This is a genomic window from Aeromonas sp. NJAU223 (genome assembly GCF_051125555.1).
GTDB classification, from domain to species: Bacteria; Pseudomonadota; Gammaproteobacteria; order Enterobacterales; family Aeromonadaceae; genus Aeromonas; species Aeromonas veronii_G.
The window spans coordinates 3,224,711-3,248,497 of record NZ_CP144204.1 but is presented as its reverse complement, the minus strand read 5'-3'; the positions used below and the strand labels follow the sequence as shown (position 1 = coordinate 3,248,497).

The following is a 23,787-nucleotide window of genomic DNA, read 5'->3' as shown; positions in this document are numbered from 1 at the left end:
TTATCCTGCCATAAAAAAAGCCCGTCCAGAGATGGACGGGCTTTTTGCCGCTCGAAGGGGCAGGCCAGCCTGGCGATGCCCCTTGGGATGGCGCTGTCGTCAGACGTTGAACAGGAAGTTCATGATGTCGCCATCCTTGACGATGTAGTCCTTCCCTTCGGCGCGCATCTTGCCCGCTTCCTTGGCGCCTTGCTCACCCTTGTAGGTGATGAAGTCGTCGAAGGCGATGGTCTGGGCACGGATGAAGCCCTTCTCGAAGTCGGTGTGGATCTTGCCGGCGGCCTGGGGGGCGGTGGCACCGACCGGAATGGTCCAGGCGCGCACTTCCTTCACCCCGGCGGTGAAGTAGGTCTGCAGGTTCAGCAGCTCGTAACCGGAGCGGATCACCCGGTTCAGACCCGGCTCTTCGATGCCCAGATCCGCCATGAATTCGGCGCGGTCGGCATCGTCCAGCTCGGCGATATCCGCCTCGATGGCGCAGCAGACCACGACCACCACGGCGTTCTCGGCGGCGGCGATTTCACGCACCTTGTCCAGGAAGGGGTTGTTCTCGAAGCCGTCTTCCGCCACGTTGGCGATGTACATGGTGGGCTTCAAGGTCAGGAAGTTGAGGTGGGCAACGGCGGCCAGCTCTTCCTTGTCCAGCTTCATGCCGCGGATCATCTGGCCGTTTTCCAGGGCCATCTTGATCTTTTCAAGGGTTTCCACTTCCAGCTTGGCATCCTTGTCGCCGCCCTTGGCACGCTTGGACTGACGGTGGATGGCGCGCTCGCAGGCGTCCAGGTCGGACAGGGCCAGCTCGGTATTGATCACCTCGATGTCATCGGCCGGGGAGACCTTGCCCGCGACGTGGATGATGTTCTCGTCTTCGAAGCAGCGCACCACGTGGCCGATGGCCTCGGTTTCGCGGATGTTGGCCAGGAACTGGTTGCCCAGACCCTCACCCTTGGAGGCGCCCGCCACCAGGCCGGCGATGTCCACGAATTCCATGGTGGTCGGCACCACGCGCTGGGGGTTGATGATGGCCGCCAGGGCGTCGAGACGGGGATCCGGCATGGGGACCACACCCGTGTTCGGTTCAATGGTGCAGAACGGGAAGTTGGCGGCTTCGATGCCGGCCTTGGTCAGCGCATTGAACAGGGTGGATTTGCCTACATTGGGCAGGCCCACGATACCGCATTTAAAACCCATGGATTGTTACCTTACGTGATGGATGCTGTGTGAGGGCCGCAGAACCTGCTCACGCTCTTACTGCGAGGCCGTGATCAAGGCTCATGTGCTGCTCGGAATCCTCACGTATATCTATACGCTCCGGTTCCTGTGCTGCGCTTCACCTTGCTGACAACCTCTCGTTACAGAGAGTGAACAGATTCTTAGGCAGCCCTGTCATATTGTGTGACCCTGGCACTTGCCTGGTGTCCGTATTCAGACTTTCTCGGCCTTGAAGCTGTGCAAGCGGTTCATGGCCTTGGTCATGTCTTGTTTGAACAGGATGTCGGTGGCACGCAGGGACTCGTCCAGTGCGGCCTCGATCAGGTTCTGTTCACTGCTGGGGGCCTTGGTCAGCACGAAGCCGGCCACCAGCTCCTTGGCGCCGGGATGACCTATCCCCAGACGCAGGCGGAAGAAATTATTGTTGTTGCCCATCCTGGCGATGATGTCCTTGAGGCCATTGTGGCCGCCATGACCGCCCCCTTGCTTGAACTTGGCGATGCCCGGGGGCAGGTCCAGTTCATCGTGGGCCACCAGGATCTCCTCCGGGGCTATCTGGTAGAAGCGCGCCAGCGCCGCCACGGCCTTGCCGGAGAGGTTCATGTAGGTGTTCGGGATGAGCAGGCGCACATCCTGCCCTTCCACCAGGATGCGGGCGGTGTGGCCGAAGAACTTGGGCTCTTCACGCAGGCTGACGTTGTGCCAGCGGGCCAGCTGCTCCACATACCAGGCCCCCGCATTGTGGCGGGTCTTGGCGTATTCGGGGCCGGGGTTACCCAGCCCGACAATCAGTTTGATTTGATGCGTCACGCTTGATGTCTTCACTCGCTGGTTGCACTGCTGGTCACCATCAACCGATGGCCCAGGGCAATGGGACGCAATATTCTAGCCGCCGAGTGGCGATCACTCAACCAAAGTGCGGACTTGCGGGGGATTTAGGACGAAGCTGCTGGCAAACGGGCCCTGCCGGGCCCGTGTCGCTTGGCGCCTTTGAGACATCACCGGGCTCGCAGCAGGGTGACCGTCTCCTCGCCGAGCGCCGTCAGGGTCGGCCGCTGCGCCTTCACGTATTGCACGAAGGAGGCCGCATCCGTGCCGCAATCCACGTTGCTGGCCTTGCAATCCAAATCCTGCCCCTCGCCGTAGCGGGCACTGAGCTGGGAGCCCGTTTGCTCCACGCGCTGCACGGGGAAGGCGGTGAGCTTGCCATCGACCCAGGCAATGTCCACCCGCTCGGCCTGCTGCGCCTGGGCGCGAGCCAGGGCCTGCCAGCCGTCGTTGCCATTGGCGCTGTAGGCATTGGTCACCACCTTGTAGCGCTGGCTATCCACGACATCCTGCCACTGGCCATCGACGCCCTGCCATTGCAGCTGGGTCAGATTGCCTTGTTTGCCCGCCACCGTTTCGGTGAAGGTGTAGCGCAGGTGCCCGCCATAGGGGAACTTGCCGGCGTGGGCGCTGGGGGCCAGGGTGGCGGTGATGGTCTCGGTCAAGAGGGCCCGCACGTCGGCGCCAGAGAGGGTCAGCACACTGAGGGGGTTCTTGAACGGCAGCAGGGTGAGGGCGGGATCCCCTTGCCGCAGCTCACCGGCGGGCAGGTCGGCGCGCACGCCCCCCACCGCCAGCAGGGCGAAATCCACCGGGCCGCCGGTCAGGGCCTGCACCGCCGGGGTGTTGGCCCAATAGTATTGCCCCTCGGCCACCAGGGAGGCGACGTCCGAGCCGTGGCGATCGCTGCCGTTGTCACCGGGGCGACGGGCATTTTGCAGCGCCGCCGGCAGGGTGGCGATGACGGGGCCAAACGCCTTGTCCAGGGCCGGTTTGAAGTGGCTGTCGATGAGGCCGCGCAGGCGCGGATCCTCGTCCACCGCCACCAGGTTGGGCTGGGCGTCGATAAACTTGCTCGCCTGCTGGCCGCGCTTCTTGTCGAGTGGCTGTTGGCGAGCGGGATCTGCGAAGAAGTCGCGACTCGCCAGCAGCTGGTTCTGACCCTGGCAGCCGATCACCCGGCCCTGACCGTCGAAGCTGATGCGGGCCAGACCGATGGCCTGGGCGTAGGAGCCTGCCTGCACCACGCAGGTGAGGCCGACCCCGTCCGGGTTGGTGACCAGGGCCGCGTATTCCCCGGTGTTGCCCCAGCCGATGTTGGTGAAGTCGCCGAGCAGACTGTGGGAGTGGCCGCCGACGATGGCGTCCAACCCGTTCACCTCGGCGGCGAGCGCCAGATCCCGGGCATTGCCGATGTGGGTCAGGGCGACGATCTGGTGGATCCCCCTGGCTTGCAGCAGATCCACCGTGGCCTGAGCCGCCTCGACCTCCTTGCGAAAATGGAGATTGCCGACGTTGGGGGAGATGTTGGCCATGTCTTCCAGTACCAGCCCCATGACGGCGACCAGCTGCTTGCCCTGGGGCAGGTGGTCGAGATCCGGGACCGGGCTCTTCTGATGGCCTTCAAAGGCATAGACCACGAAGGGCTTGAGGTTGTCGGCCCGGGCGAGATCCTCGTCATCGCTGGCATCCAGGTTGGCGGCCAGCACCGGGAAGTTGACCCCCTGAATGAAGCGGGCCAGCTTCTGGTTGTCGAGATCGAACTCGTGGTTGCCAAGGGCCATGGCATCGAGGCCGAACTGGCTCAGCAGCTCGGCGTTCGCCATCCCCTCGTTGAGTTTGAAGTAGCCGCTGCCCTGCCAGGCGTCGCCGCCGTGCAGCAGCAACAGGGGTTCATTCTTGGCCAGTGCCTCGGCCTGGTAGGCCTTGGCCATGGTGAGCAGGCGCGGGTAGCCGCCGATGCGGGTATAGAGGGTGGCCTCCTCGGCTGACTTGCCGAAGATGGCCCCCTTGAACTCGGCATTGACCGGATCGAACTGGGAGTGGGTGTCGTTCATGTGCGCCAGGGTGAGAGAGAAGAGCGTGCTCTCCTTGTCGGACAGGCAGGCGGAGAGCAGGGCGCAGAGCGGGAAAACGAACAGGAGACGGGGGCACTTCATGGACAATCCTTAACCTGCGGGGCAGGGCAATACCGGGGAGCTAAAAAGACAAAAACCGCCAGTTGGCGGTTTTTGTCACAACGGGGTCTATCAATGCTCAAACATGGCAGAGATGGACTCCTCGTTGCTGATACGGCGAATGGCTTCGGCCAGCACGGTGGACAGGGTCAGTTGCTTGACCTTGCCGACGGCTTTCATCTCGGCGGTGAGCGGGATGGAGTCGGTGATGATCAGCTCATCGATGACCGAATTCTTGATGTTTTCCACGGCGGAGCCGGAGAAGACCGGGTGGGTCGCATAGGCGAACACACGCTTGGCGCCACGCTCTTTCAGCGCTTCGGCCGCCTTGCACAGGGTGCCACCGGTATCGATCATGTCATCGACGATGATGCAGTCGCGACCGGCCACGTCACCGATCAGGTGCATGACCTGGGAGACGTTCGGGCGGGGACGACGCTTGTCGATGATGGCGATGTCGGTGTCATCCAGCAGCTTGGCGATGGCACGGGCACGCACCACGCCGCCGATGTCCGGCGATACAACCACGGGGGATTCGAGATTCTTGGACATCATGTCTTCGAGCAGCACGGGGCTGCCGAACACGTTGTCTACCGGGACATCGAAGAAGCCCTGGATCTGCTCGGCATGCAGGTCAACGGTCAGCACACGGTCCACACCCACGCTGGAGAGGAAGTCGGCGACAACCTTGGCGGTGATGGGTACACGGGCGGAACGGACGCGGCGGTCCTGACGGGCATAACCAAAGTAGGGGATAACGGCAGTGATACGGCCAGCTGAAGCACGACGCAGTGCATCCACCATGACGATCAATTCCATCAGATTGTCATTGGTCGGGGCACAGGTGGATTGAATGATGAAGATATCGCCACCACGTACATTCTCGTTGATCTGTACGCTGATCTCACCGTCGCTAAAGCGACCTACGGCAGCGTTGCCGAGTTTGATAAACAGGCGATCTGCGATCTTCTGGGCTAGTTCCGGCGTTGCGTTACCAGCAAACAGCTTCATGTCAGGCACGGTTTGAAACCTCGGGGTTGCATCCAGTTTGTGGAGGGTCTGTTTGGACCCATATCGTTCTTTGGCAAACGATTCATAGCGATGACGGGCGAGGTCACCACAGGTTGTCAGCGGTCGGGATTGCAGTCAGCTATCGGTGATGGGAGGTCATCGAGGCGAAAACGGGGCGTTTGACGAGAATGCACTCTTCACACTTCCCGGACCGTCATCGATTGCCTGTCTCATTCACCAAGAGAATGGCTGGGGTACTAGGATTCGAACCTAGGGATGGCGAGATCAAAACCCGCTGCCTTACCGCTTGGCGATACCCCAATCACTGACTTGTTGCAAAGTGGCGAAGAGTGGTGATATGTTCTCGCCCTTGGCGACAAACCCATCCCAGCCTTCCGGCACCTTTGCCAACACCTTCCGAGCAGCCTTTTCGTCTTCAAATTGAGCAAAGACGCAGGCTCCAGTGCCCGTCATTCTTGACGGCGCGTATTCTAGCAACCAGCCGAGCGCATTGGCAACCTCGGGGTGGCGCTTTTTCACCAGTGACTCGCAATCGTTTTTCCACTCCCCGTCCAGCAGGTTGTGCAATGCCATCTTGGGGGTATTTCTCGGCAGGTCCGGATCCTGGAACACGGCGGCCGTCGCCACATGGCAATCGGGTTTGAGCACCAGATACCAGGCGCTCGGCACCTCGACCGGTTGCAGTCGCTCACCCACCCCCTCCGCGAAGGCCGCTCGTCCACGCACGAACACCGGTACGTCGGCACCGAGCTGCACGCCAAGCTCCGCCAGTTCATCTTCGCTCAAACCAGCCTGCCAGAGATGATTCAGGGCCGCCAGGGTGGTGGCCGCATCCGACGAGCCGCCGCCGATGCCGCCCCCCATGGGCAGCACCTTCTCCAGCCGGATATGGGCCCCTTGCGGACTTTGCAACCGCGCCTGCAGCAGGCGGGCGGCACGGATGATGAGGTTCTGCTCATCGGGCACCCCCGGGATGGCGGGGCTCAGGGTGAGCAGACTGGTGCCCTCGAGGGGCTCGAACGTAAGCCAGTCGCCGTGACTGAGGAAGATAAACAGGGTCTGCAGCTCGTGATAACCGTCAGCGCGGCGACCATTGACGTGCAGGAAGAGATTCAGCTTGGCGGGAGCGGGCCAGCGGATGGCCTGGTGTCGGGATGGTTGCTCCATCATGGCACCAGATTCCATTGGTTGATCTGCAGCTTGAGGCGGCTGCCCTGACCGGTCATGGTCAGCAGGTGGGGCAGGCGATAGCCGGCCTGATCCCGATAGTCGCCGTAGACGATCTGCCACTGGCCGTCCCGCACCGAGGCCAGGCTGGCGTCGGGGTTGAGTTCAAACTCGGCCTGACCGGGCAGCCCCTTGATCCATTCGGGCAGCCCTTTCACCGGGATGTTCCAGCCGGTGAGCTGGTAGACAAGCGCCTCGGCATCCTCGCTGCGATGAGTCTTGCCGTCGTTGTCGATGAGGGTCACCTCGCCCCGGGTGCGGGAGAGCTCCAGGATATGGGTGCCGATAATGCTGCTGAGATTGAGGCGATAGTCGTCCCCATTCTGCTGCCAGTTGAGGCGGGCGCTGCCTTTCTGCTGGGGGGTGATGATGGCCATCTTGCCAGACAGCTGCCAGTGATCGAGGCGCTCGAGGCGGGCCCGCTCCTGCTGCCAGTTGACCTGATCCCGCTGGGGGGAGGTGGTGGTACAGCCAGCCAGCACCAGCAGGCAGGCGAGAGAGAAGATGCGCAAGAACAAGGTCAGGCTCCGGACAAGGAATTTGCCACAGTATAAGGGGCGGCCGTATCGCTTTTAAAGACTTACCCTTTCTCGTACAATTGACGGCCTTTACACCCTGTGCACGAAATGATCGCCACCCACTCATGAGTCTGCTTGCCCTCGGAATCAACCACAACACCGCCAGTGTCGCCTTGCGGGAGCGGGTCGCCTTTGGCCCGGACTGCATCGATCGCGCCCTGCGTGAGCTGGTGGATCAACCCGGCGTCAGCGAGGCGGTGATCGTCTCCACCTGCAATCGCACCGAGCTCTATTGCAGCCTGGAGCAGGGAGAGGGGGAGCAGGTGCTGCACTGGTTGCAGCGCTTCCACCAGCTGGATGCGGCCGAGGTAGTCTCCGCCATCTACCGCCACCAGGATGAGGAGGCGGTACGTCACCTGATGCGGGTCGCCTGCGGCCTCGACTCCCTGGTGCTGGGGGAACCCCAGATCCTGGGGCAGATCAAGCAGTCCTACGCCCATGCCCAGCAAGCCGAGGCGGTTAAAGGTTCGCTGGAGCGACTGTTCCAGAAATCCTTCTCCGTGGCCAAACGGGTACGCACCGATACCGAGATCGGCGCCAGCGCCGTGTCGGTGGCCTTCGCCGCCGTGAGTCTGGGACGGCGCATCTTCTCCGATCTTTCCCAGACCAAGGTGCTGCTGGTGGGGGCGGGGGAGACCATTGAACTGGTGGCCCGCCATCTGCGCGAGCAGAACGTCACCCAGATGATGGTGGCGAACCGCACCCTGCAGCGGGCCCAGCTGCTGGCTGAGGAGTTCGGTGCCCAGGTGATGACCCTGGAGGAGATCCCGGACTACCTGCACGAGGCGGACATCGTCATCAGCTCCACTGCCAGCCCCTTGCCCATCATCGGCAAGGGCATGGTGGAGCGGGCCCTCAAGGCGCGCCGCTTCAAGCCCATGTTCCTGGTGGATATCGCCGTGCCGCGGGATATCGAGGCGGAAGTGGACGAGCTGCCGGATGCCTATCTCTACACGGTGGACGACCTGCAGGGGATCATCGAGCAGAACCTCGAGACCCGCAAACGGGCCGCCGCCGAGGCCGAGCTCATCGTGCAGGAAGAGCGTGACGACTTCATGGGCTGGTATCGCAGCCTGCACTCGGTGGATCTCATCCGCGATTATCGCCACCAGTCCCAACAGGTGGCCGACGAGGAGCTGCAACGGGCCCTGCTGGCGCTGCAGCAAGGTGAAAATGCCGAGCAGGCCCTCAAGGCCATGGCGCACCGCCTCACCAACAAGTTGATCCACGCCCCGACCCAGGCCCTGCGCCAGGCAGCCGCCCAGGGGGATGTCCACAAGCTGTCCCAGCTGCGTCAGGTGCTGGGATTGTCACAAGAGTCATAGTTGCGGGCTGGCCAGCCGGCCGTCCCGTCCTCCATCGAGAAACCGAGATTTATGAATCCGTCATTGATCAGAAAGCTGGAAGGCCTCATCGAGCGCCACGAAGAAGTACAGGCCCTGCTCGGCGAACCCGGCGTGGCCTCGGATCAGGACAGATACCGTGCCCTGACCCGGGAATATGCCCAGCTCGAAGACATCGTTCACGCCTTCCAGCGCTTCCGCCAGGCCGAAGAGGATCTGGAGACCACCAAGCTGATGCTGGAGGAGGATGACGCCGATCTGCGGGAGATGGCCCAGGAGGAGCTGCCGCTCGCCAAGGCCGCCTTCGAGGAGCAGGAGCAGGCACTGCAGGTGATGCTGTTGCCCAAGGATCCCAAGGATGACAACAACTGTTATCTGGAGATCCGGGCCGGCGCCGGTGGCGACGAGGCGGCCATCTTCGCGGGGGACTTGTTCCGCATGTATTCCCGCTACGCCGAACGCCAGGGCTGGCGCGTCTCCATCGTCAGCTGCAACGACGGCGAGCACGGCGGCTACAAGGAGGTGATCGCCAAGGTGGATGGCGAGCGCGTCTACGGTCGCCTCAAGTTCGAGTCCGGCGGTCACCGGGTGCAGCGGGTGCCGGAAACCGAATCCCAGGGCCGGGTGCACACCTCCGCCTGTACTGTCGCCGTGCTGCCGGAAGTGCCGGAAGCCGAGCAGATCGAAATCAATCCGTCCGAGCTGAAGATCGACACCTTCCGCGCCTCCGGGGCCGGTGGCCAGCACGTCAACAAGACCGACTCCGCCATCCGCATCACCCACCTGCCCACCGGGCTGGTGGTGGAGTGCCAGGACGAGCGCTCCCAGCACAAGAACCGCGCCAAGGCGATGTCGGTGCTCTCTGCCCGTCTGCAGGCGGCCGAGGATGAGCGCCACCGCGCCGCCGAGCAGAGCACCCGTCGCAACCTGGTGGGCTCCGGCGATCGCTCCGAGCGCATCCGTACCTACAACTACCCCCAGGGACGTCTCTCCGAACACCGCATCAATCTGACCTTGTACCGGCTTGGGGAGATCCTGGAGGGGGATCTGGATTGTGTCATCACCCCACTGGTGCAGGAATACCAAGCGGATCAGCTTGCCTCTCTGGCAGACAACAGCTGATGCAAATTCAGCAGGCGAGAACCCACATCATGACGGTATTGGCCGGGGGCGAATCCCCCCGCGCCGATGCCGATGCGCTGCTCTGCCACCTGCTGGGGTGCCGGCGCAGCTACCTGATGACCTGGCCGGAGCGTGAGCTTGATGCCGATCAGCAGGCAACCCTGCAAGGCTGGCTGGAACGGCGCCTGGCCGGGGAACCCATCGCCCATCTCGTCGGCGAGCGGGAGTTCTGGTCCCTGCCGCTGAAAGTGAGCCCGGCGACCCTGATCCCGCGCCCGGACACCGAGGTGCTGGTGGAGCAGGCGCTGGCCCGCCTGCCGGCAGGCCCCTGCGCCGTGCTGGATCTCGGCACCGGCACCGGCGCCATCGCCCTGGCGCTCAAGTCAGAGCGGCCCGATGCCGATGTCTGGGCGGTGGACAGGATGCCGGAGGCGGCGGCCCTGGCCCGCCACAACAGCGCGGCCCTGGGGCTGCCTATCCAGGTGCGGGACGGCAGCTGGTTCGAGCCGCTGCAAGAGGCGCCGCACTTTGCCATGATCGTCTCCAACCCCCCCTATATCGATGGGGCAGATCCCCATCTCGATGAAGGGGACGTACGCTTCGAACCCCGCTCCGCCCTGGTGGCGGACGAGCAGGGGTTGGCGGATATTCGCCTCATCGTGGCGCAGGCAAGGGCCCATCTGCTGCCCGCTGGCTGGCTCTTGCTGGAGCACGGCTGGGAGCAGGGGAACGCGGTGCGTCAACTCCTGCTGCAACAGGGCTACCAGCAGGTAGCCACGGTGCGGGATTACGGGGATAACGACAGGGTGAGCCTGGGGCAGTGGCCCGGTGAAGGGGCACCCGACTCACACATTGGTAAGGAAAAGTGATGTATTTTGCGCTCAAACATCTGCATCTGGTGCTGATCGCGGCGGCGGTGCTGATGTTTATACTGCGGTTTTACTGGGTGCAGACCGGCTCTGGCCGTGCCTACAGCGGTCAGGTCATGAAGCTTGCGGGCTGGTTGAACGGCCTGGTGGTGCTCTCTGGCGTGCTGTTGTGCATGGTGCTGGATCTCAATCCCCTCAACAATGGTACCCCCTGGCTCAGCGAGAAGCTGACCTCAGTCCTGGTGGTGGCGTTCCTGGCCATGATGGCGCTGCGTCTGGCACGCAGCAACGCCATCCGCTGGTTCGCCTTTCTGGGGGCCCTGGGGTGGATCTTCTTTATCGCCAAGCTCGCTGTCCTGAAACAGGCCAGCCTGTTCGGCTAGGAATGACGAAGATGATGCGTGTGGATGAATGGACCGACTTCGAGGCTCATGATCTGGCCGAGCTGGCGCTGTGCGTCAGCGACGAGATCCAGGGCGGCCGTCGGGACGGTGAGGCACAGCTGGCCTGGCTCGACGCCTGGCTCGACGAGGCGATAGCCCCGGGGGACTGCGACGAGGTGCGCCGCCAGCTGCTGGCCGGTTTTTACCAGACCCTGGGCTTTCAGGGGGATTGGCAGGACTATTTCTCGAGCGAAAACTGCGATCTCGCCAAGGTGCTGGCGCGGCGCAAGGGCATCCCGGTGAGCCTGGGCATCCTCATCATCCAGCTGGGCCGCAAGATTGGTCTGGATGTGGAGGGGATCTGCTTCCCCGGCCACTTCCTGGTGAGTTTCGCCGGCAGCGAGGGGGAGGTCTATGTGGACCCCTTCAATGGCGATGAGCTGAGCCTGCATCGCATCGAGCTGCTGCTGCGCGGCGCCCTCGGCAACCTCGCGACCCTGAGCGACGATCTGCTGCAACCCTCCGGCCAGTGGGAGATCATCGAGCGGTTGCTCAACGTCAGCAAGGGGGCCTTGCTGCGGGAGGAGCGGATGACGGAGGCGCTGCGCTGCAGCGAGCTGTTGCTGCGCATGAAGCCGGGTGATCCGCTGGAGACGCGGGATCGGGGCTTCATCTACGAGCAGCTCGACTGCCCCCGTTTCGCCGCCGACGATTTCGAATACTTTATTGAACAATGCCCGGACGATCCCGTGGCCGACGTGTTGAAGACACAGCTGGCCGCCCTGGATCTGAGCCCCAAGCCCCTCCATTGAGCGCGCTTGGCAACTGAAACAGAAGCACTCATACACCATGCCTCTTCACCTAAGGAAGCCTGAGATGGAACAGAAAAATATCAAGGTCAACGACATCGACGTGGCCAATGACAAGCCGTTCGTGCTGTTTGGCGGCATGAATGTGCTGGAGTCCCGCGACATGGCGATGGCCGTGTGCGAGAAGTATGTCGAGGTGACCACCAAGCTGGGCATTCCCTTCGTGTTCAAGGCGAGCTGGGACAAGGCGAACCGCTCCTCCATCCACTCCTACCGCGGCCCGGGTCTGGAGGAGGGGATGAAGATCTTCCAGGAGCTGAAAGCCACCTTCGGCATGCCGGTCATCTCGGATCTGCACGAAGTGCATCAGGCCAAGCCGGTCGCCGAGGTGGTGGACGTTATCCAGCTGCCCGCCTTCCTGGCGCGCCAGACCGATCTGGTGGAGGCCATGGCCCGCACCGGCAACGTCATCAACATCAAGAAGCCGCAGTTCCTGAGCCCGAGCCAGATGAAGAACATCACCGACAAGTTCGAGGAGTGCGGCAACGATCGCCTGATCCTGTGCGAGCGCGGCGCCAACTTCGGCTACGACAACCTTGTGGTGGACATGCTGGGCCTCGGGGTGATGAAGAAGACCACGGGTGGCTACCCCGTCATCTTCGATGTGACCCACTCCCTGCAGTGCCGGGATCCGCTGGGTGCCGCTTCCGGTGGCCGTCGTGATCAGGTGACCGAGCTGGCCCGTGCCGGCATGGCAGTCGGCCTGGCTGGCCTGTTCATCGAATCCCACCCGGATCCGAAAACCGCCCGCTGCGATGGCCCGAGCGCCCTGCCGCTGGACAAGCTGGAAGGCTTCCTCAAGCAGATGAAGGCCATCGACGATCTGGTCAAGGGTTTCGAGTCGCTGGATACCTCAGCCTGACGCTCATACCTTGCCGACCAATGCCCCGCCATGCGGGGCATTTTTATATCCGCGTCACATCAAAACATCCTCATTAAGGTCTTAAATAAATCATTGACCAGACACTTGGGTGTTTCTGTGGTGTTAATGATGTTAAATATATTGTGTGATTGATGTCCCGAAACTGCTTCTTATAACGTGTGAAAGTGCCGCCGTTGGAATGGCGAAATGGCATGAAACGGGCGAGAGGTATTATTACCTCGCCCCGGATCCTTGCACGCGTTTTTTGCCATCGCCCGTGTCAATTAATTAACAGGACGTTGAGCATGCACAAGAAAATATTAAGCAGCCTCTACTTTCAGGTGATATTGGCCATCACCGTCGGAGTATTGCTGGGACACTTCTACCCGAGCCTGGGCGCCGATATGAAACCCCTTGGCGATGGCTTCGTAAAATTAATCAAGATGATCATCGCCCCGGTGATTTTCTGCACCGTGGTGACCGGGATCGCCGGCATGGAGAGCATGAAGGCGGTAGGCAAGACCGGGGCCATCGCCCTGGTCTACTTCGAGGTGGTGAGCACCCTGGCGCTGGTCATCGGCCTGTGCGTGGTGAATCTGCTGCAGCCCGGGGCCGGCATGAACGTGGATCCGACGTCCTTGGATGCCAGCGCCATCTCGGCCTATGCGGAGCAGGCGAAGTCGCAGGGCATCATTCCCTTCCTGCTGGATGTGATCCCCGCCAGCGTGATCGGTGCCTTCGCCAGCGGCAATATCCTGCAGGTGCTGTTATTTGCGGTGCTGTTTGGCTTCTCTTTGCACCATATCGGCGAGAAGGGAAAACTGATTTTCAATATGGTGGATAGTTTCTCCCAGGTTATTTTCGGGATCATCAACATGATCATGAAATTGGCACCGGTGGGAGCATTTGGCGCCATGGCATTTACCATAGGGAAATATGGCATCGGCTCTCTGGTTCAATTGGGACAATTGATAGCGAGTTTCTATCTAACCTGTTTGCTGTTTATTTTCCTGGTGCTCGGCAGTATTGCCAAAGCCAATGGTTTCAGCATCTTGCGTTTTATCACCTATATCCGGGAAGAGTTGCTGATCGTGCTCGGCACCTCCTCGTCGGAATCCGTGCTGCCACGCATGCTGGTGAAGATGGAGGCGCTTGGCTGCAAGAAGTCGGTGGTGGGCCTGGTGATCCCGACCGGTTACTCCTTCAACCTGGACGGCACCTCCATCTACCTGACCATGGCGGCGGTGTTCATCGCCCAGGCGACCAATACCCCGCTGGATCTGTTCCACCAGATCACCCTGCTGGTGGTGCTGCTCATCTCCTCCAAGGGGGCGGCCGGGGTCACCGGCAGCGGCTTCATCGTGCTGGCGGCGACCATCTCGGCGGTGGGGCATCTGCCGCTGGCCGGGCTGGCGCTGATCCTCGGGATAGATCGCTTCATGTCGGAGGCGCGGGCCCTGACCAACCTCATCGGCAACGGGGTGGCGACCCTGGTGGTGGCTCGCTATTGCGATCAGCTGGACGAGGGGCAGATGCAGGCGGCGCTGGCCAACCCTGCTGCCGTATCGGCCGCTGCCCCAACGCTCGATCGGCAAGCCTAGGGGCGACGAGGGGCGTCATCGAAACGGGTGTGGATCGCCCATAAAAAAAACGGCCCTGATGGGCCGTTTTTCATGGTCACTTGACCGCAGAGGCTATCACAGGCTCTGGGTGAAGGTACGGGTGACCACGTCACGCTGCTGTTCCGGGGTCAGGGCGTTGAAGCGCACTGCATAGCCGGAGACGCGGATGGTCAGCTGCGGGTATTTTTCCGGGTTGGCGATGGCATCTTCCAGGGTCTCGCGGCGCAGCACGTTGACGTTCAGGTGCTGGCCACCTTCCACCACGGGTTCGGTCTGCACCGGCAGTTCACGGTATTCGAATTGACCCAGGTCAGACAGGGACACTTCCTGGTCGGCGGTGAAGCTGTCGCCCTTGGCGCAGATGCAACGGGCTTGTTGCTTCTCTTCGTCCAGCAGCCAGAAAGAGTTCAGCAGAGCGGCGTTGGCGGACTGGGTGATTTGGATGCCCTTGATCATGGTATGACTCCTCATAGGAAGGGGTTTCAATGGTAAGGAGATACCCCTGATGTTTTTAAACCACCTCGGCAGCGGGATGATTTAAAGGGGGCTTGCCTTACACCTTTACTTCGTTGGGGTCATGTATACCACGGAGGTAATAATACGAAAATTGATCTAAATCAAAAAATACGTGAATAGCGCCGTGTGAATGATATTAAATAATTGAGTTTAATCAAAAATCTATCATTTTTATGATTTCGTAAGATATATGGATTATGCATTTTATATTTCTCAAATATAGTAATTTAACTACATCTTTTCGGGTTTTTTGTTGCCGGGATGGCGCCCCATCGGGCAAACACGTGGCCAAGGTGGTCAGGGCGCAGGGATGACAGGGCCTATTCGGGCCAAAATCTATCGATATAAAAGATGGTATCTCTTCTTGTCTATCGTTTAATTGGATGGATTCTGGGAGGAATAGAGAGGCGGATCCCTGTCTGGGCGGGGCCTGTGTTGTCCGGCCACGGTTGCGTCCGCACTCCTTGCCCCCTATTCTGGGCCCCTCGTTTGCGTCCGGGGCCTGCGTGTGTGCACGGGGCGCCCTGGACCGGGTATTTGGGGTATTGAAGAGGAGAATGGCGTGCAGACCTGGACTGATGTGATTGGATCCGAGAAGGAGCAGGACTATTTCAAGGCGACCCTGGCGAGCGTCAGGAGTGAGCGGGAGGCGGGCAAGGTGATCTATCCCCCCGCCACCGAGGTATTCAACGCCTTCAAGCTGACCGAGCTGGACCAGGTCAAGGTGGTGATTTTGGGTCAGGATCCCTATCACGGTCCGAACCAGGCCCACGGCCTCTGCTTCTCCGTGCTGCCCGGGGTGCGCACGCCCCCCTCTCTGGTCAACATCTACAAGGAGATGCAGCGGGATCTGCCAGGATTTGTCACGCCCAACCACGGCTTCCTGGAGTCCTGGGCCACACAGGGCGTCCTGCTGCTCAACACCGTGCTGACGGTGCAGGCCGGCATGGCCCACTCCCATGCACATCTGGGCTGGGAGACCTTCACCGACAGAGTCATCGAGCAGGTCAACGCCAGCTGCCAGGGGGTGGTCTTCCTGCTGTGGGGAGCCCATGCCCAGAAGAAGGGGCGTTTCATCGACAGGCAGCGCCACCACGTGCTGAGTGCGCCGCACCCGAGCCCGCTCTCCGCCCATCGCGGTTTCATCGGCTGCGGCCACTTCTCCGAGACCAACCGCCTGCTGGATGCGCAGGGCAAGGCGCCCATCGACTGGCTCTCGGTCTGCTCGGCGCCCAGCGCCGGTTGAGGATGGCCACGGGTCTGTGACGATGGCCGGCGGCTTGGCTGACTGGGTGGCTAGATGCCTGGTGTGAGGTCGGGTCAACGAGGGGAATTGTCTGCGCCAGATTTGATTGAGTGCAAAGTTGGCGCAATAAATGACCGTATACTCGAGCAAGAACCTTCATCTACCGAGCGCAAGGAGTGCCCATGTTATCCAGTTTGCACAAGGATCACCTCAACATCGCCAAGCTGCTGCAGCTGCTCAAGTACAAGCTTGTCGCCATTCGCGGCGAGCAGCCCGTCAGCTACTTCCTGATCCGGGATGTGGTGGACTATCTGCGAGAGGTGTCTGACAAGGTCCATCACCCCAAGGAGGACATGATTTACGACTACTACCTGAAGTACAGGGTGGTGGAGGGGGAGGTGGCGAACCGCCTGCATGAGGAGCACGCCAGGCTGATGGAGGCGGGCACCGAGCTAAAAGAGATGGTGGAGATGATCCTGATGGATGCGGTCATCCCGCTGGATCAGTTTACTACCCGCCTGGAGCAGTTCATCGATCAGCAGGAGGCGCACATGAACTATGAGGAGGGGGTTATCTTCCCTCACCTGCGCAGCTCCCTGACCGAGGATGACTGGCGCCACCTGGAGCAGCTTTGGCACAACAAAGCGGACCATGACCCCCTGTTCGGGGCCGAAGTGAGCCAGCACTTCCAGGCCCTGGCCAAGCAGCTCTCCCAGCCGCTCTCATCCTGAGCCCCGACAGAAACGACAACGCCCCGACTGTTGCGGGGCGTTTTGTTATGGGGTCTCGCTGGCTGCGCGTGGCTCAGAGCTCCAGATCGTCCGAACCTTCATAGGCGATATCGATGGACTGCAACTCCTTTTGCAGGCGGTGCTTGTCTTTGAGCGCCTCGATCTCGCGCCATTTGCGTTTTTTTCCCGATGTCCCGCGGCTACGTGAACCCAGCTCAACGACCTCGTCAAAATCGAAGTTGAACATGTCCATGGCTCCCTCCTTGGTTTTATGGTTGTCACCATCCGTATAACACGGTGACATTGAAAATAAAACGTTTTTGTGACGACCTTGTGACAACTGAATAAGGCCCATAAAAAAACCGGGCAGCCCTTGCGGGAGCCCGGTTTTTTTCGGGGGGATGCGGCGTCAGTCGTCGAGGGGATCGCTCCTGTTTTTCGGTGTGAAAACAGCGACCTGGCGACGAGCGGGGGACGCGCTCCTCCTTACAGACGACCGGCCAGCATGGTTTCCAGCTTGCCCTGATCGACGGCGAACATGCGGATGCCTTCACCCAGCTTCTCGACCGCCATGGCGTCCTGGTTCAGCTCCCAGCGGAATTCGGCTTCGGTCATGGGGGTCGGTTTGGCCTTGCGCTCACCGGTGTAGTTCAGCTTGCGAACCACGGTGCCTTCGGCCTTGCTCAGCTCTTCCAGCAGGGCCGGGCCAATGGTCAGGCGATCGCAACCAGCCAGCTCTAGGATCTCGCCGGTGTTGCGGAAGCTCGCACCCATCACCACGGTCGGGTAGTCGTGCTGTTTGTAGTAGTCGTAGATGGCGGTGACGGAAACCACGCCCGGATCTTCGCTCGCGGTGTAGTCACGGTTGTGCTTGGCCTTGTACCAGTCGAGGATGCGACCGACGAAGGGGGAGATCAGGAAGGCGCCGGCTTCGGCACAGGCACGGGCCTGGGCGAAGGAGAACAGCAGGGTCAGGTTGCATTGGATGCCTTCCTTCTCCAGCACCTCGGCGGCGCGGATCCCTTCCCAGGTGGAGGCCAGCTTGATCAGGATGCGATCATTGCTGATGCCGGCTTCGTTGTAGAGGCGGATCAGCTTGCGGGCCTTGGCGATGCTGGCCTGGGTATCGAAGGAGAGACGGGCATCCACTTCGGTGGAGATGCGACCCGGTACGATTTTTAGCACTTCCAGACCGATGTTGACCGCCAGCTTGTCGCCCGCGTCGATGATTTGCTGTGCCTTGTCCTGGCTCTGGGATTTGGCCCAGCTGATGGCGTCGTCGATCAGTGCCGCATACTCGGGGATCTCGGATGCCTTCAACACCAGGGAGGGGTTGGTGGTGGCATCGATGGGCTGGTAGCGCTTGATGGCTTCGATGTCGCCGGTGTCGGCAACTACCGTGGTCAGGGCTTTCAGCTGGGTCAATTTATCGGCCATAGCAAATATCATCTCTTTATGCGGGAGCGATCCCGGGGTGGCGGGCGTGAGACGGCAGCTCTGAAATTAAATTACAGGATATCGACGGCTCAGGCTCAGAAAAGCACGATGGACAGGGCCCATCGCCATTGCCTGCCTAATTAATACGGATGTGGCGCATCCTGCAATAGGGGGGGGTGTATGCTTCTCGCGCAGTTGTGGCAAGCGAGGTCGAAGATGAGTGCTAACCATCTGATTAATGGTGGTTTTAACGAATTTCATCCTGGCGGGTTGCAGGCTGAATAAATACAAATTTTTTGGTTGATTATCAAATCTGTTAAGTCGGTCACATAAATACTTTCATCAACCACTTGAAATTTTATTACGTGTAAAACGTTTTGCGTTACAGCCGGTTTGGCCCGCCTCCCTGCAGGTAAACGCTTGTCTCCCGCCCACCGCAGCTCAGCTCAGTGCGTCTCTCCCCAAGGGGGAATTGCGACAGGTATCCTTTTGGCGCTAACTTGTCGATGGATGAATTGCACACCAAAATTTGTTGAAAATTTGCGTGCTAAATGAAGCTTTATTGGGTCAAATCGTTCGTTTTTTGTCTTTGTAGTGAACTGAATCACTATTCCGAACCGTCTCCCTATGCTAGATTCCGCCCCTTTAGCGAAAAGCTAATTCCAACATAGACAGAGAGCGGTCAGCGCAGACTGACCATGGATGTGATAACAACAACGAGAGAATTATGGACACCTTGATCGCAATGATTAACGACCTGATGTGGGGAGCCGTGCTCATCTACCTGCTCATCGGGGTCGGGATCTTTTTCACTTTCCGCCTGGGGTTTATCCAGGTTCGCCACTTCGGCCACATGTTCTCGGTACTGCGCAACAGCCGTAAATCCGACAAGGCCGGCATCTCCTCCTTCCAAGCCCTGTGCACCAGCCTGGCGGCACGGGTCGGCACCGGCAACCTGGCCGGTGTGGCCGTCGCCATCTATCTGGGTGGCCCTGGCGCCATCTTCTGGATGTGGCTGATCGCCTTCATCGGCATGGCAACGGCCTTTGTCGAGAGCACCCTGGCCCAGCTCTACAAGGTCAAGGATGAGGACGGCAACTACCGTGGCGGCCCGGCTTACTACATGGAGCGCGGCCTTGGCATGCGCTGGATGGGGGTGGTCTTCTCCCTCTGTCTGTTGCTGGCGTTCGGTCTGGTGTTCAACGCAGTGCAGGCCAATTCCATCAGCCTGGCCATGAACGTGGCCTTCGGCATTCCCGACTGGGTGAGCGGTCTGACCCTGGTGGTCCTCTCCGGTCTCATCATCTTCGGCGGCATTCGCGGCATCGCCCGCTTCGCCGAGCTGGTGGTGCCCTTCATGGCGATGGCCTACATCCTGATGGCGCTGTTCGTGGTGGTGATGAACATCACCGAGCTGCCCCATGTGTTCGCCCTCATCATCAAGTCGGCATTTGGCATCGAGCAGGCGGGGTCTGGCGCCATGGGGTATGCGATCTCCCAGGCGATGATCAACGGCATCAAGCGCGGTCTCTTCTCTAACGAGGCGGGCATGGGCTCGGCGCCGAACGCTGCCGCTACCGCCACTCCCTATCCGCCGCACCCGGCCTCCCAGGGCTATGTGCAGATGCTGGGGGTCTTCCTCGATACCATCGTCATCTGTACCTGTACCGCAGCCATCATCCTGATGTCCGGCCAGTTTGAACCGGGCTCCGGGGTGACCGGGGTCGAGCTGACCCAGCGTGCGCTCTCCTCCCAGATCGGGGGCGGTGGCAACATCTTCATCGCCGCGGCCATCTTCTTCTTCGCCTTCACCTCCATCGTCGCGAACTACTCCTACGCCGAGACCAATCTGGTGTTCCTCGAGCACAACCACAAGGGCGGCCTGATGCTGTTCCGCATGTTCGTGCTGGGCATGGTGATGTTCGGTTCCGTGGGCGAGCTGCCGACCGTGTGGGCGCTGGCGGACGTTTCCATGGGGATGATGGCCATCGTCAACCTGGTGGCCATACTGCTGCTCTCCGGGGTCGCCATCAAGCTGGCCAAGGATTACAACGATCAGCTCAAGCTGGGCCGGTTGCCGACCTTCGATGCCAACAAGTACCCCGAGCTGCGCAGCCAGCTGGAAGAGGGGATCTGGGACAATCCTCCCAAGAACAAGCAGGCCTGAGTGCCGCGCCGTTCAAAGGCAGAATGAACAAGGGGAGCATTGGCTCCCCTTTTTTTACGCTGGCTGGCCGATGGCGGCCCCGATCATCAGGTTCCCCAGACTTCACAGTGAGCACACGCAACCGGTTTAGGATGGTGTCACTGCCTGCCGTCGAGGCGGCAATCCAAACCGATAGAGAGGAGAAGCGCATGGAACAACGACTGGGGATGAACTGGCTGGCCCTGACCAGCTTGCTGTGGGCCGGTCTGGCTCAGGCTGGTACCGGGCAGGAGGCACTCAAGGCCTCGGTGGACGAGGCCATAGCGCCGGTGCTTTCACAGTATCGGATCCCGGGGATGGCGGTAGCCCTGCTCAAGGACGGTCAAACCCATCTCTTCCACTATGGCCTCGCCAACAAGGAGGCGGGTATTCCGGTCGATGAGCAGACCCTGTTCGAGATAGGATCGGTCAGCAAGACGCTCACCGCGACGCTGGGGGCCTATGGGGTCGTCGGTGGCCATTTTGGACTGAATGACCCGGTGAGCACGCTCGATCCTGCCCTCAAGGGCAGCGCCTTTGATCGGGTGACCATGGGGCAGCTTGCCACCTACAGCGCCGGCGGTCTGCCCTTGCAATTCCCGGATGAGGTGAACTCAGATGCCAGCATGCAGGCTTACTATCGACAGTGGTCGCCCGCCTATCCGGCCGGTACCCATCGCCAATATTCCAATCCCAGCATCGGCCTGTTCGGCCATCTGGCGGCTCGCAGCCAGGGGAGCGCCTTCGAGCAACTGATGGAGCAGACCCTGTTGCCCCAGCTTGGTCTCAGCCACACCTATCTCAGGGTACCCGAGGCGGCCATGGCGCACTATGCCTTCGGCTATGACAAGGCTGACAAGGCCATCCGGGTCAATCCCGGCATGCTGGCCGCCGAGGCTTACGGCATCAAGACCTCGGCGCGGGATCTGCTCCGCTTCGTCGAGGCGAATATGGCCGAGGAAAGCAGGGCCGGGACGAACGAGGCCGGGCAGCCGGGCGAGCGGTTGCAGGCCGCCATTTCCCTGACTCACACCGGCCTCTATTCGGTGGGGCCCATGACCCAGGGGCTGGGCTGGGAGATGTATGACTACCCGCTGAGCCTGGAGACCCTGCTGGCTGGCAACAGCAACGACATGGTGTTAAAGCCCCAGCCGGTGACCCCTGTGCTCAAGCCCGCTCCGGCGAAGGCGAGTACCCTCTTCAACAAGACGGGTTCCACCAACGGCTTCGGTGCCTACGTGGCCTTCGTGCCTGCCAGGGGGATAGGCATCGTCATGCTGGCCAATCGTAACTACCCCAACGAGGTGCGCATCCAGACCGCTTACCGGATACTGCAACAGCTGGACAAGTAGAACGCGCAGACAGGTCCCCTTGGGCGAGCGAAGTGAACACGCTGGCGCCCACGGCAAGGTCCCGCGTGTCAACGGGGCACCTCGAGCCCGTGACCGCCGTGCGGGTCGTGGCGCCGGCATCGCAAAGGGGGAGCCACCGGCTCCCCCTTTGTTTTTCAGCTTCAATTGCGTTGCTGCGTTGTGGTTCAGGTCGGACTGGCCGACGTTGTGCCTATGTGAGAGGCCTGACGGCTGAGGCCGGTTGCCGTGACCTCGGGGCGTTGTGGCCTGGCCCCCAGGTATTGCATGATGCCGGCGGCGGCCTGGCGCCCCTCGGCCATGGCGGTCACCACCAGGTCGGCACCCCGGACGGCGTCGCCCCCGGCGAAGATCTGCGGGTTGCTGGTCTGGAAGGCGAAGGGGGCTGCCTGGGAGGTGGCGATCCTGCCCCAGCGATCGAGACGCACCCTCTGGGCTTCGAGCCAGGGCAATGGATGAGGGTTGAAGCCAAAGGCGATCAGCACCGCATCGGCTGGCATCAGGAACTCTGAGCCCTCGATCACCACGGGACGGCGGCGGCCGGCAGCATCGGGGTCTCCCATGCGGGTGCGCTGCATGCGGATACCACAGACGGCACCCTGTTCATCGGTTTCAATGGCAACAGGCTGCACATTGAACTCGAATTCGGCCCCCTCTTCCCTGGCGTTTTTCACCTCCTTGCGCGAACCCGGCATGTTGGCTTCATCCCGGCGATAGGCGCAGGTGACGCGGGTCGCCCCCTGACGCAGCGCCGTGCGCACGCAATCCATGGCGGTGTCGCCGCCTCCCAGTACCACCACCTGTTGGCCTGCGAGATCGAGATAGGGTTCGTCTTGGGGCTGGGGCAACTGCATCAGATGACGGGTGCTGGCCATCAGGTAGGGCAGGGCGGCATGGACGCCCGGCGCCTCTTCGTTGGGAAGGTTGCCTTTCATGGCGCTGTAGGTGCCCACGCCGACGAAGACCGCATCGAATTCGCGCAGCAACCGGGCGAGGTGATCGTGACCCACCTCGACGCCCAGCCGAAACTCGACTCCCATCTCCGTCAGTAGCTTGCGGCGGCGGCTCAGCACCTCCTTGTCGAGTTTGAACGCCGGGATGCCGAAGGTGAGCAGGCCGCCTATCTCCGGATGGCGATCAAACACCACGGGCGAGATGCCGTTGCGCACCAGGATGTCGGCGCACCCCAGCCCGGCAGGCCCAGCCCCTATGATGGCCACCCGCTTGCCGGTCGGTTGCAGATAGGAGAGATCCGGTCGCCAGCCGAGCGCCAGCGCCTGTTCGGTGATGTAGCGCTCGAGCGCCCCGACCGTCATGGATCCCGACTCCTCCTTGAGGGTGCAGGCCCCTTCGCACAGGCGATCCTGGGGGCAGATGCGGCCGGTGATCTCGGGCAGGCTGTTGGTCTGGTGGGAGAGCTCCACTGCCTCCAGGATGCGCCCCTCGCGAGCCAGCTCAATCCAGTGGGGGATCCGGTTGTGCAGGGGACAACGCCATTCGCAGATGCTGTGGTCGCCGCAGCCGAGGCAGCGCTGCCCCTGCTGGCTGGCCTGCTCGGCCGTGTAGGTGGGATAGAGCTCGGTGAAGGTGGTTTTACGTAGATTGAGGGGGATCTTGGCGGGATCGCAGCGAGGGGCGGTACGCGCCAGCTGGTCGCGCTTGTGGTTAAAGGGGGGGGGTCTTTCCCCAGTGGCGCTGCATTGCTGACGTTGCCGACGCAGCCGTGCGAGCGCCGCGTCGTCCATCAGTTGCAGGGCCTCGCTCGGGCAGGCCGCCACGCAGGCCGGACCCTGTTCACGCCCCTCGCACAGGTCGCATTTGTGGGCCACATGGCGTTGGCTGCCAGCCTGGGGGGCCATTCGCATGGCGCCAAACGGGCAGGCGAGCACACAGCTCTTGCAGCCGATGCAGCGCTCGAGGAGCACTTGGACGCCCCCGTTGCGTTGAATGATGGCCCCGCTGGGGCAAGAGGCGGCGCAGGGAGCCTCGTCACAGTGACGGCAGAGGGCGGCGGTGCGCAGCGCCTGATGGCGGATCACCTGAAGGCGAGGGTGAAAGTCGGCGGCAGCGGCGACGTGCTGCTCCCCATTGTGCGCCATCACGCAGGCCACTTCACAGGCGTGGCAGCCGATGCAGCGGCTGGCATCGGCCAGGACAAATTGGTTCATATCTGGATAG

General features: G+C 61.4%; 21 protein-coding genes and 1 tRNA gene. 11 read left to right on the top strand and 11 right to left on the bottom strand.

All coding sequences use genetic code 11. The features are described from left to right. Positions 1-99: 99 nt before the first annotated feature. The 7 genes from ychF to lolB all read right to left on the bottom strand — a co-directional run bounded on the left by ychF (position 100) and on the right by lolB (position 7,000). Positions 100-1,191 carry a redox-regulated ATPase YchF gene (gene ychF / locus VZC39_RS14680; RefSeq protein ID WP_349918979.1) on the bottom strand — a complete coding sequence of 364 codons (1,092 nt, stop codon included), beginning with the start codon at positions 1,189-1,191 and terminating at the stop codon, positions 100-102. Positions 1,192-1,425: 234 nt separating this feature from the next. Beyond that, positions 1,426-2,022, bottom strand: a complete 597-nt coding sequence (pth, locus tag VZC39_RS14675; protein ID WP_349918977.1) for an aminoacyl-tRNA hydrolase — start codon at positions 2,020-2,022, stop codon at positions 1,426-1,428. A 188-nt stretch (positions 2,023-2,210) separates the two neighbouring features. Then, on the bottom strand, positions 2,211-4,199 hold the full coding sequence (locus VZC39_RS14670; RefSeq protein WP_349918975.1) for a bifunctional metallophosphatase/5'-nucleotidase: 1,989 nt from the start codon (positions 4,197-4,199) through the stop codon (positions 2,211-2,213). 90 nt (positions 4,200-4,289) lie between these two features. Continuing rightward, positions 4,290-5,237 carry a ribose-phosphate pyrophosphokinase gene (locus tag VZC39_RS14665; protein WP_349918973.1) on the bottom strand — a complete coding sequence of 316 codons (948 nt, stop codon included), beginning with the start codon at positions 5,235-5,237 and terminating at the stop codon, positions 4,290-4,292. 237 nt (positions 5,238-5,474) lie between these two features. Beyond that, positions 5,475-5,549 (bottom strand) — tRNA-Gln (locus VZC39_RS14660). Next, complete coding sequence (ispE, locus tag VZC39_RS14655) at positions 5,529-6,419, bottom strand: 4-(cytidine 5'-diphospho)-2-C-methyl-D-erythritol kinase (RefSeq protein ID WP_434476154.1); 891 nt, start codon at positions 6,417-6,419, stop codon at positions 5,529-5,531. The genes VZC39_RS14660 and ispE overlap by 21 nt, the downstream gene beginning before the upstream one ends. Continuing rightward, the gene (lolB, locus tag VZC39_RS14650; protein WP_349922511.1) at positions 6,416-7,000 is read right to left on the bottom strand and encodes a lipoprotein insertase outer membrane protein LolB; all 585 of its coding nucleotides are present in this window, start codon (positions 6,998-7,000) and stop codon (positions 6,416-6,418) included. Before lolB ends, ispE begins: the two co-directional genes overlap by 4 nt. 119 nt (positions 7,001-7,119) lie before the next feature. On the opposite strand from lolB, the gene hemA reads away from it, so the two are divergent. The 7 genes from hemA (at position 7,120) to VZC39_RS14615 (ending at position 14,103) form a co-directional block, all read left to right on the top strand. Further along, on the top strand, positions 7,120-8,379 hold the full coding sequence (gene hemA / locus VZC39_RS14645) for a glutamyl-tRNA reductase (RefSeq protein ID WP_349918969.1): 1,260 nt from the start codon (positions 7,120-7,122) through the stop codon (positions 8,377-8,379). A 51-nt stretch (positions 8,380-8,430) separates the two neighbouring features. Then, a complete protein-coding gene (gene prfA / locus VZC39_RS14640) occupies positions 8,431-9,519 on the top strand; it encodes a peptide chain release factor 1 (protein ID WP_349918968.1) in 1,089 nt (362 codons plus the stop codon). Beyond that, positions 9,519-10,388, top strand: a complete 870-nt coding sequence (prmC, locus tag VZC39_RS14635) for a peptide chain release factor N(5)-glutamine methyltransferase (RefSeq protein ID WP_349918966.1) — start codon at positions 9,519-9,521, stop codon at positions 10,386-10,388. The genes prfA and prmC overlap by 1 nt, the downstream gene beginning before the upstream one ends. Further along, entirely contained in the window at positions 10,388-10,771 is a 384-nt protein-coding gene (locus tag VZC39_RS14630; protein WP_349918964.1) for a SirB2 family protein, read from the top strand. The genes prmC and VZC39_RS14630 overlap by 1 nt, the downstream gene beginning before the upstream one ends. An 11-nt stretch (positions 10,772-10,782) precedes the next feature. Further along, positions 10,783-11,583, top strand: a complete 801-nt coding sequence (locus tag VZC39_RS14625) for a SirB1 family protein (protein ID WP_349918962.1) — start codon at positions 10,783-10,785, stop codon at positions 11,581-11,583. 64 nt (positions 11,584-11,647) lie between these two features. After that, complete coding sequence (gene kdsA, locus VZC39_RS14620) at positions 11,648-12,502, top strand: 3-deoxy-8-phosphooctulonate synthase (RefSeq protein WP_434663527.1); 855 nt, start codon at positions 11,648-11,650, stop codon at positions 12,500-12,502. 305 nt (positions 12,503-12,807) lie between these two features. Further along, on the top strand, positions 12,808-14,103 hold the full coding sequence (locus tag VZC39_RS14615) for a dicarboxylate/amino acid:cation symporter (protein ID WP_434663525.1): 1,296 nt from the start codon (positions 12,808-12,810) through the stop codon (positions 14,101-14,103). Between the two features lie 96 nt (positions 14,104-14,199). On the opposite strand, the gene grcA is transcribed toward VZC39_RS14615, so the two are convergent. Beyond that, entirely contained in the window at positions 14,200-14,580 is a 381-nt protein-coding gene (grcA, locus tag VZC39_RS14610) for an autonomous glycyl radical cofactor GrcA (RefSeq protein ID WP_349918957.1), read from the bottom strand. A 622-nt stretch (positions 14,581-15,202) separates the two neighbouring features. On the opposite strand from grcA, the gene ung reads away from it, so the two are divergent. Both ung and VZC39_RS14600 read left to right on the top strand, forming a co-directional pair. Next, positions 15,203-15,886 carry a uracil-DNA glycosylase gene (ung, locus tag VZC39_RS14605; protein ID WP_434663521.1) on the top strand — a complete coding sequence of 228 codons (684 nt, stop codon included), beginning with the start codon at positions 15,203-15,205 and terminating at the stop codon, positions 15,884-15,886. A 182-nt stretch (positions 15,887-16,068) separates the two neighbouring features. Further along, positions 16,069-16,617: a hemerythrin domain-containing protein gene (locus VZC39_RS14600; RefSeq protein WP_349918954.1), complete on the top strand. Its 549-nt coding sequence runs from the start codon at positions 16,069-16,071 to the stop codon at positions 16,615-16,617. 73 nt (positions 16,618-16,690) lie between these two features. Here VZC39_RS14600 and VZC39_RS14595 read toward each other — a convergent pair whose 3' ends face one another. Together VZC39_RS14595 and tal are read right to left on the bottom strand one after the other, a co-directional pair. Further along, a complete protein-coding gene (locus VZC39_RS14595; RefSeq protein ID WP_349918952.1) occupies positions 16,691-16,870 on the bottom strand; it encodes a DUF3545 family protein in 180 nt (59 codons plus the stop codon). A gap of 233 nt (positions 16,871-17,103) precedes the next feature. Beyond that, positions 17,104-18,054 carry a transaldolase gene (gene tal, locus VZC39_RS14590; protein ID WP_349918950.1) on the bottom strand — a complete coding sequence of 317 codons (951 nt, stop codon included), beginning with the start codon at positions 18,052-18,054 and terminating at the stop codon, positions 17,104-17,106. A gap of 727 nt (positions 18,055-18,781) precedes the next feature. On the opposite strand from tal, the gene VZC39_RS14585 reads away from it, so the two are divergent. Both VZC39_RS14585 and ampC read left to right on the top strand, forming a co-directional pair. Next, complete coding sequence (locus VZC39_RS14585) at positions 18,782-20,221, top strand: alanine/glycine:cation symporter family protein (RefSeq protein WP_349918948.1); 1,440 nt, start codon at positions 18,782-18,784, stop codon at positions 20,219-20,221. A gap of 188 nt (positions 20,222-20,409) precedes the next feature. Then, entirely contained in the window at positions 20,410-21,591 is a 1,182-nt protein-coding gene (gene ampC, locus VZC39_RS14580; protein ID WP_349918947.1) for a class C beta-lactamase, read from the top strand. A 185-nt stretch (positions 21,592-21,776) separates the two neighbouring features. Here the strand turns inward: ampC and aegA are convergent, their stop codons facing one another. Continuing rightward, positions 21,777-23,777, bottom strand: a complete 2,001-nt coding sequence (gene aegA, locus VZC39_RS14575) for a formate-dependent uric acid utilization protein AegA (RefSeq protein WP_434476153.1) — start codon at positions 23,775-23,777, stop codon at positions 21,777-21,779. Positions 23,778-23,787: the final 10 nt, after the last annotated feature.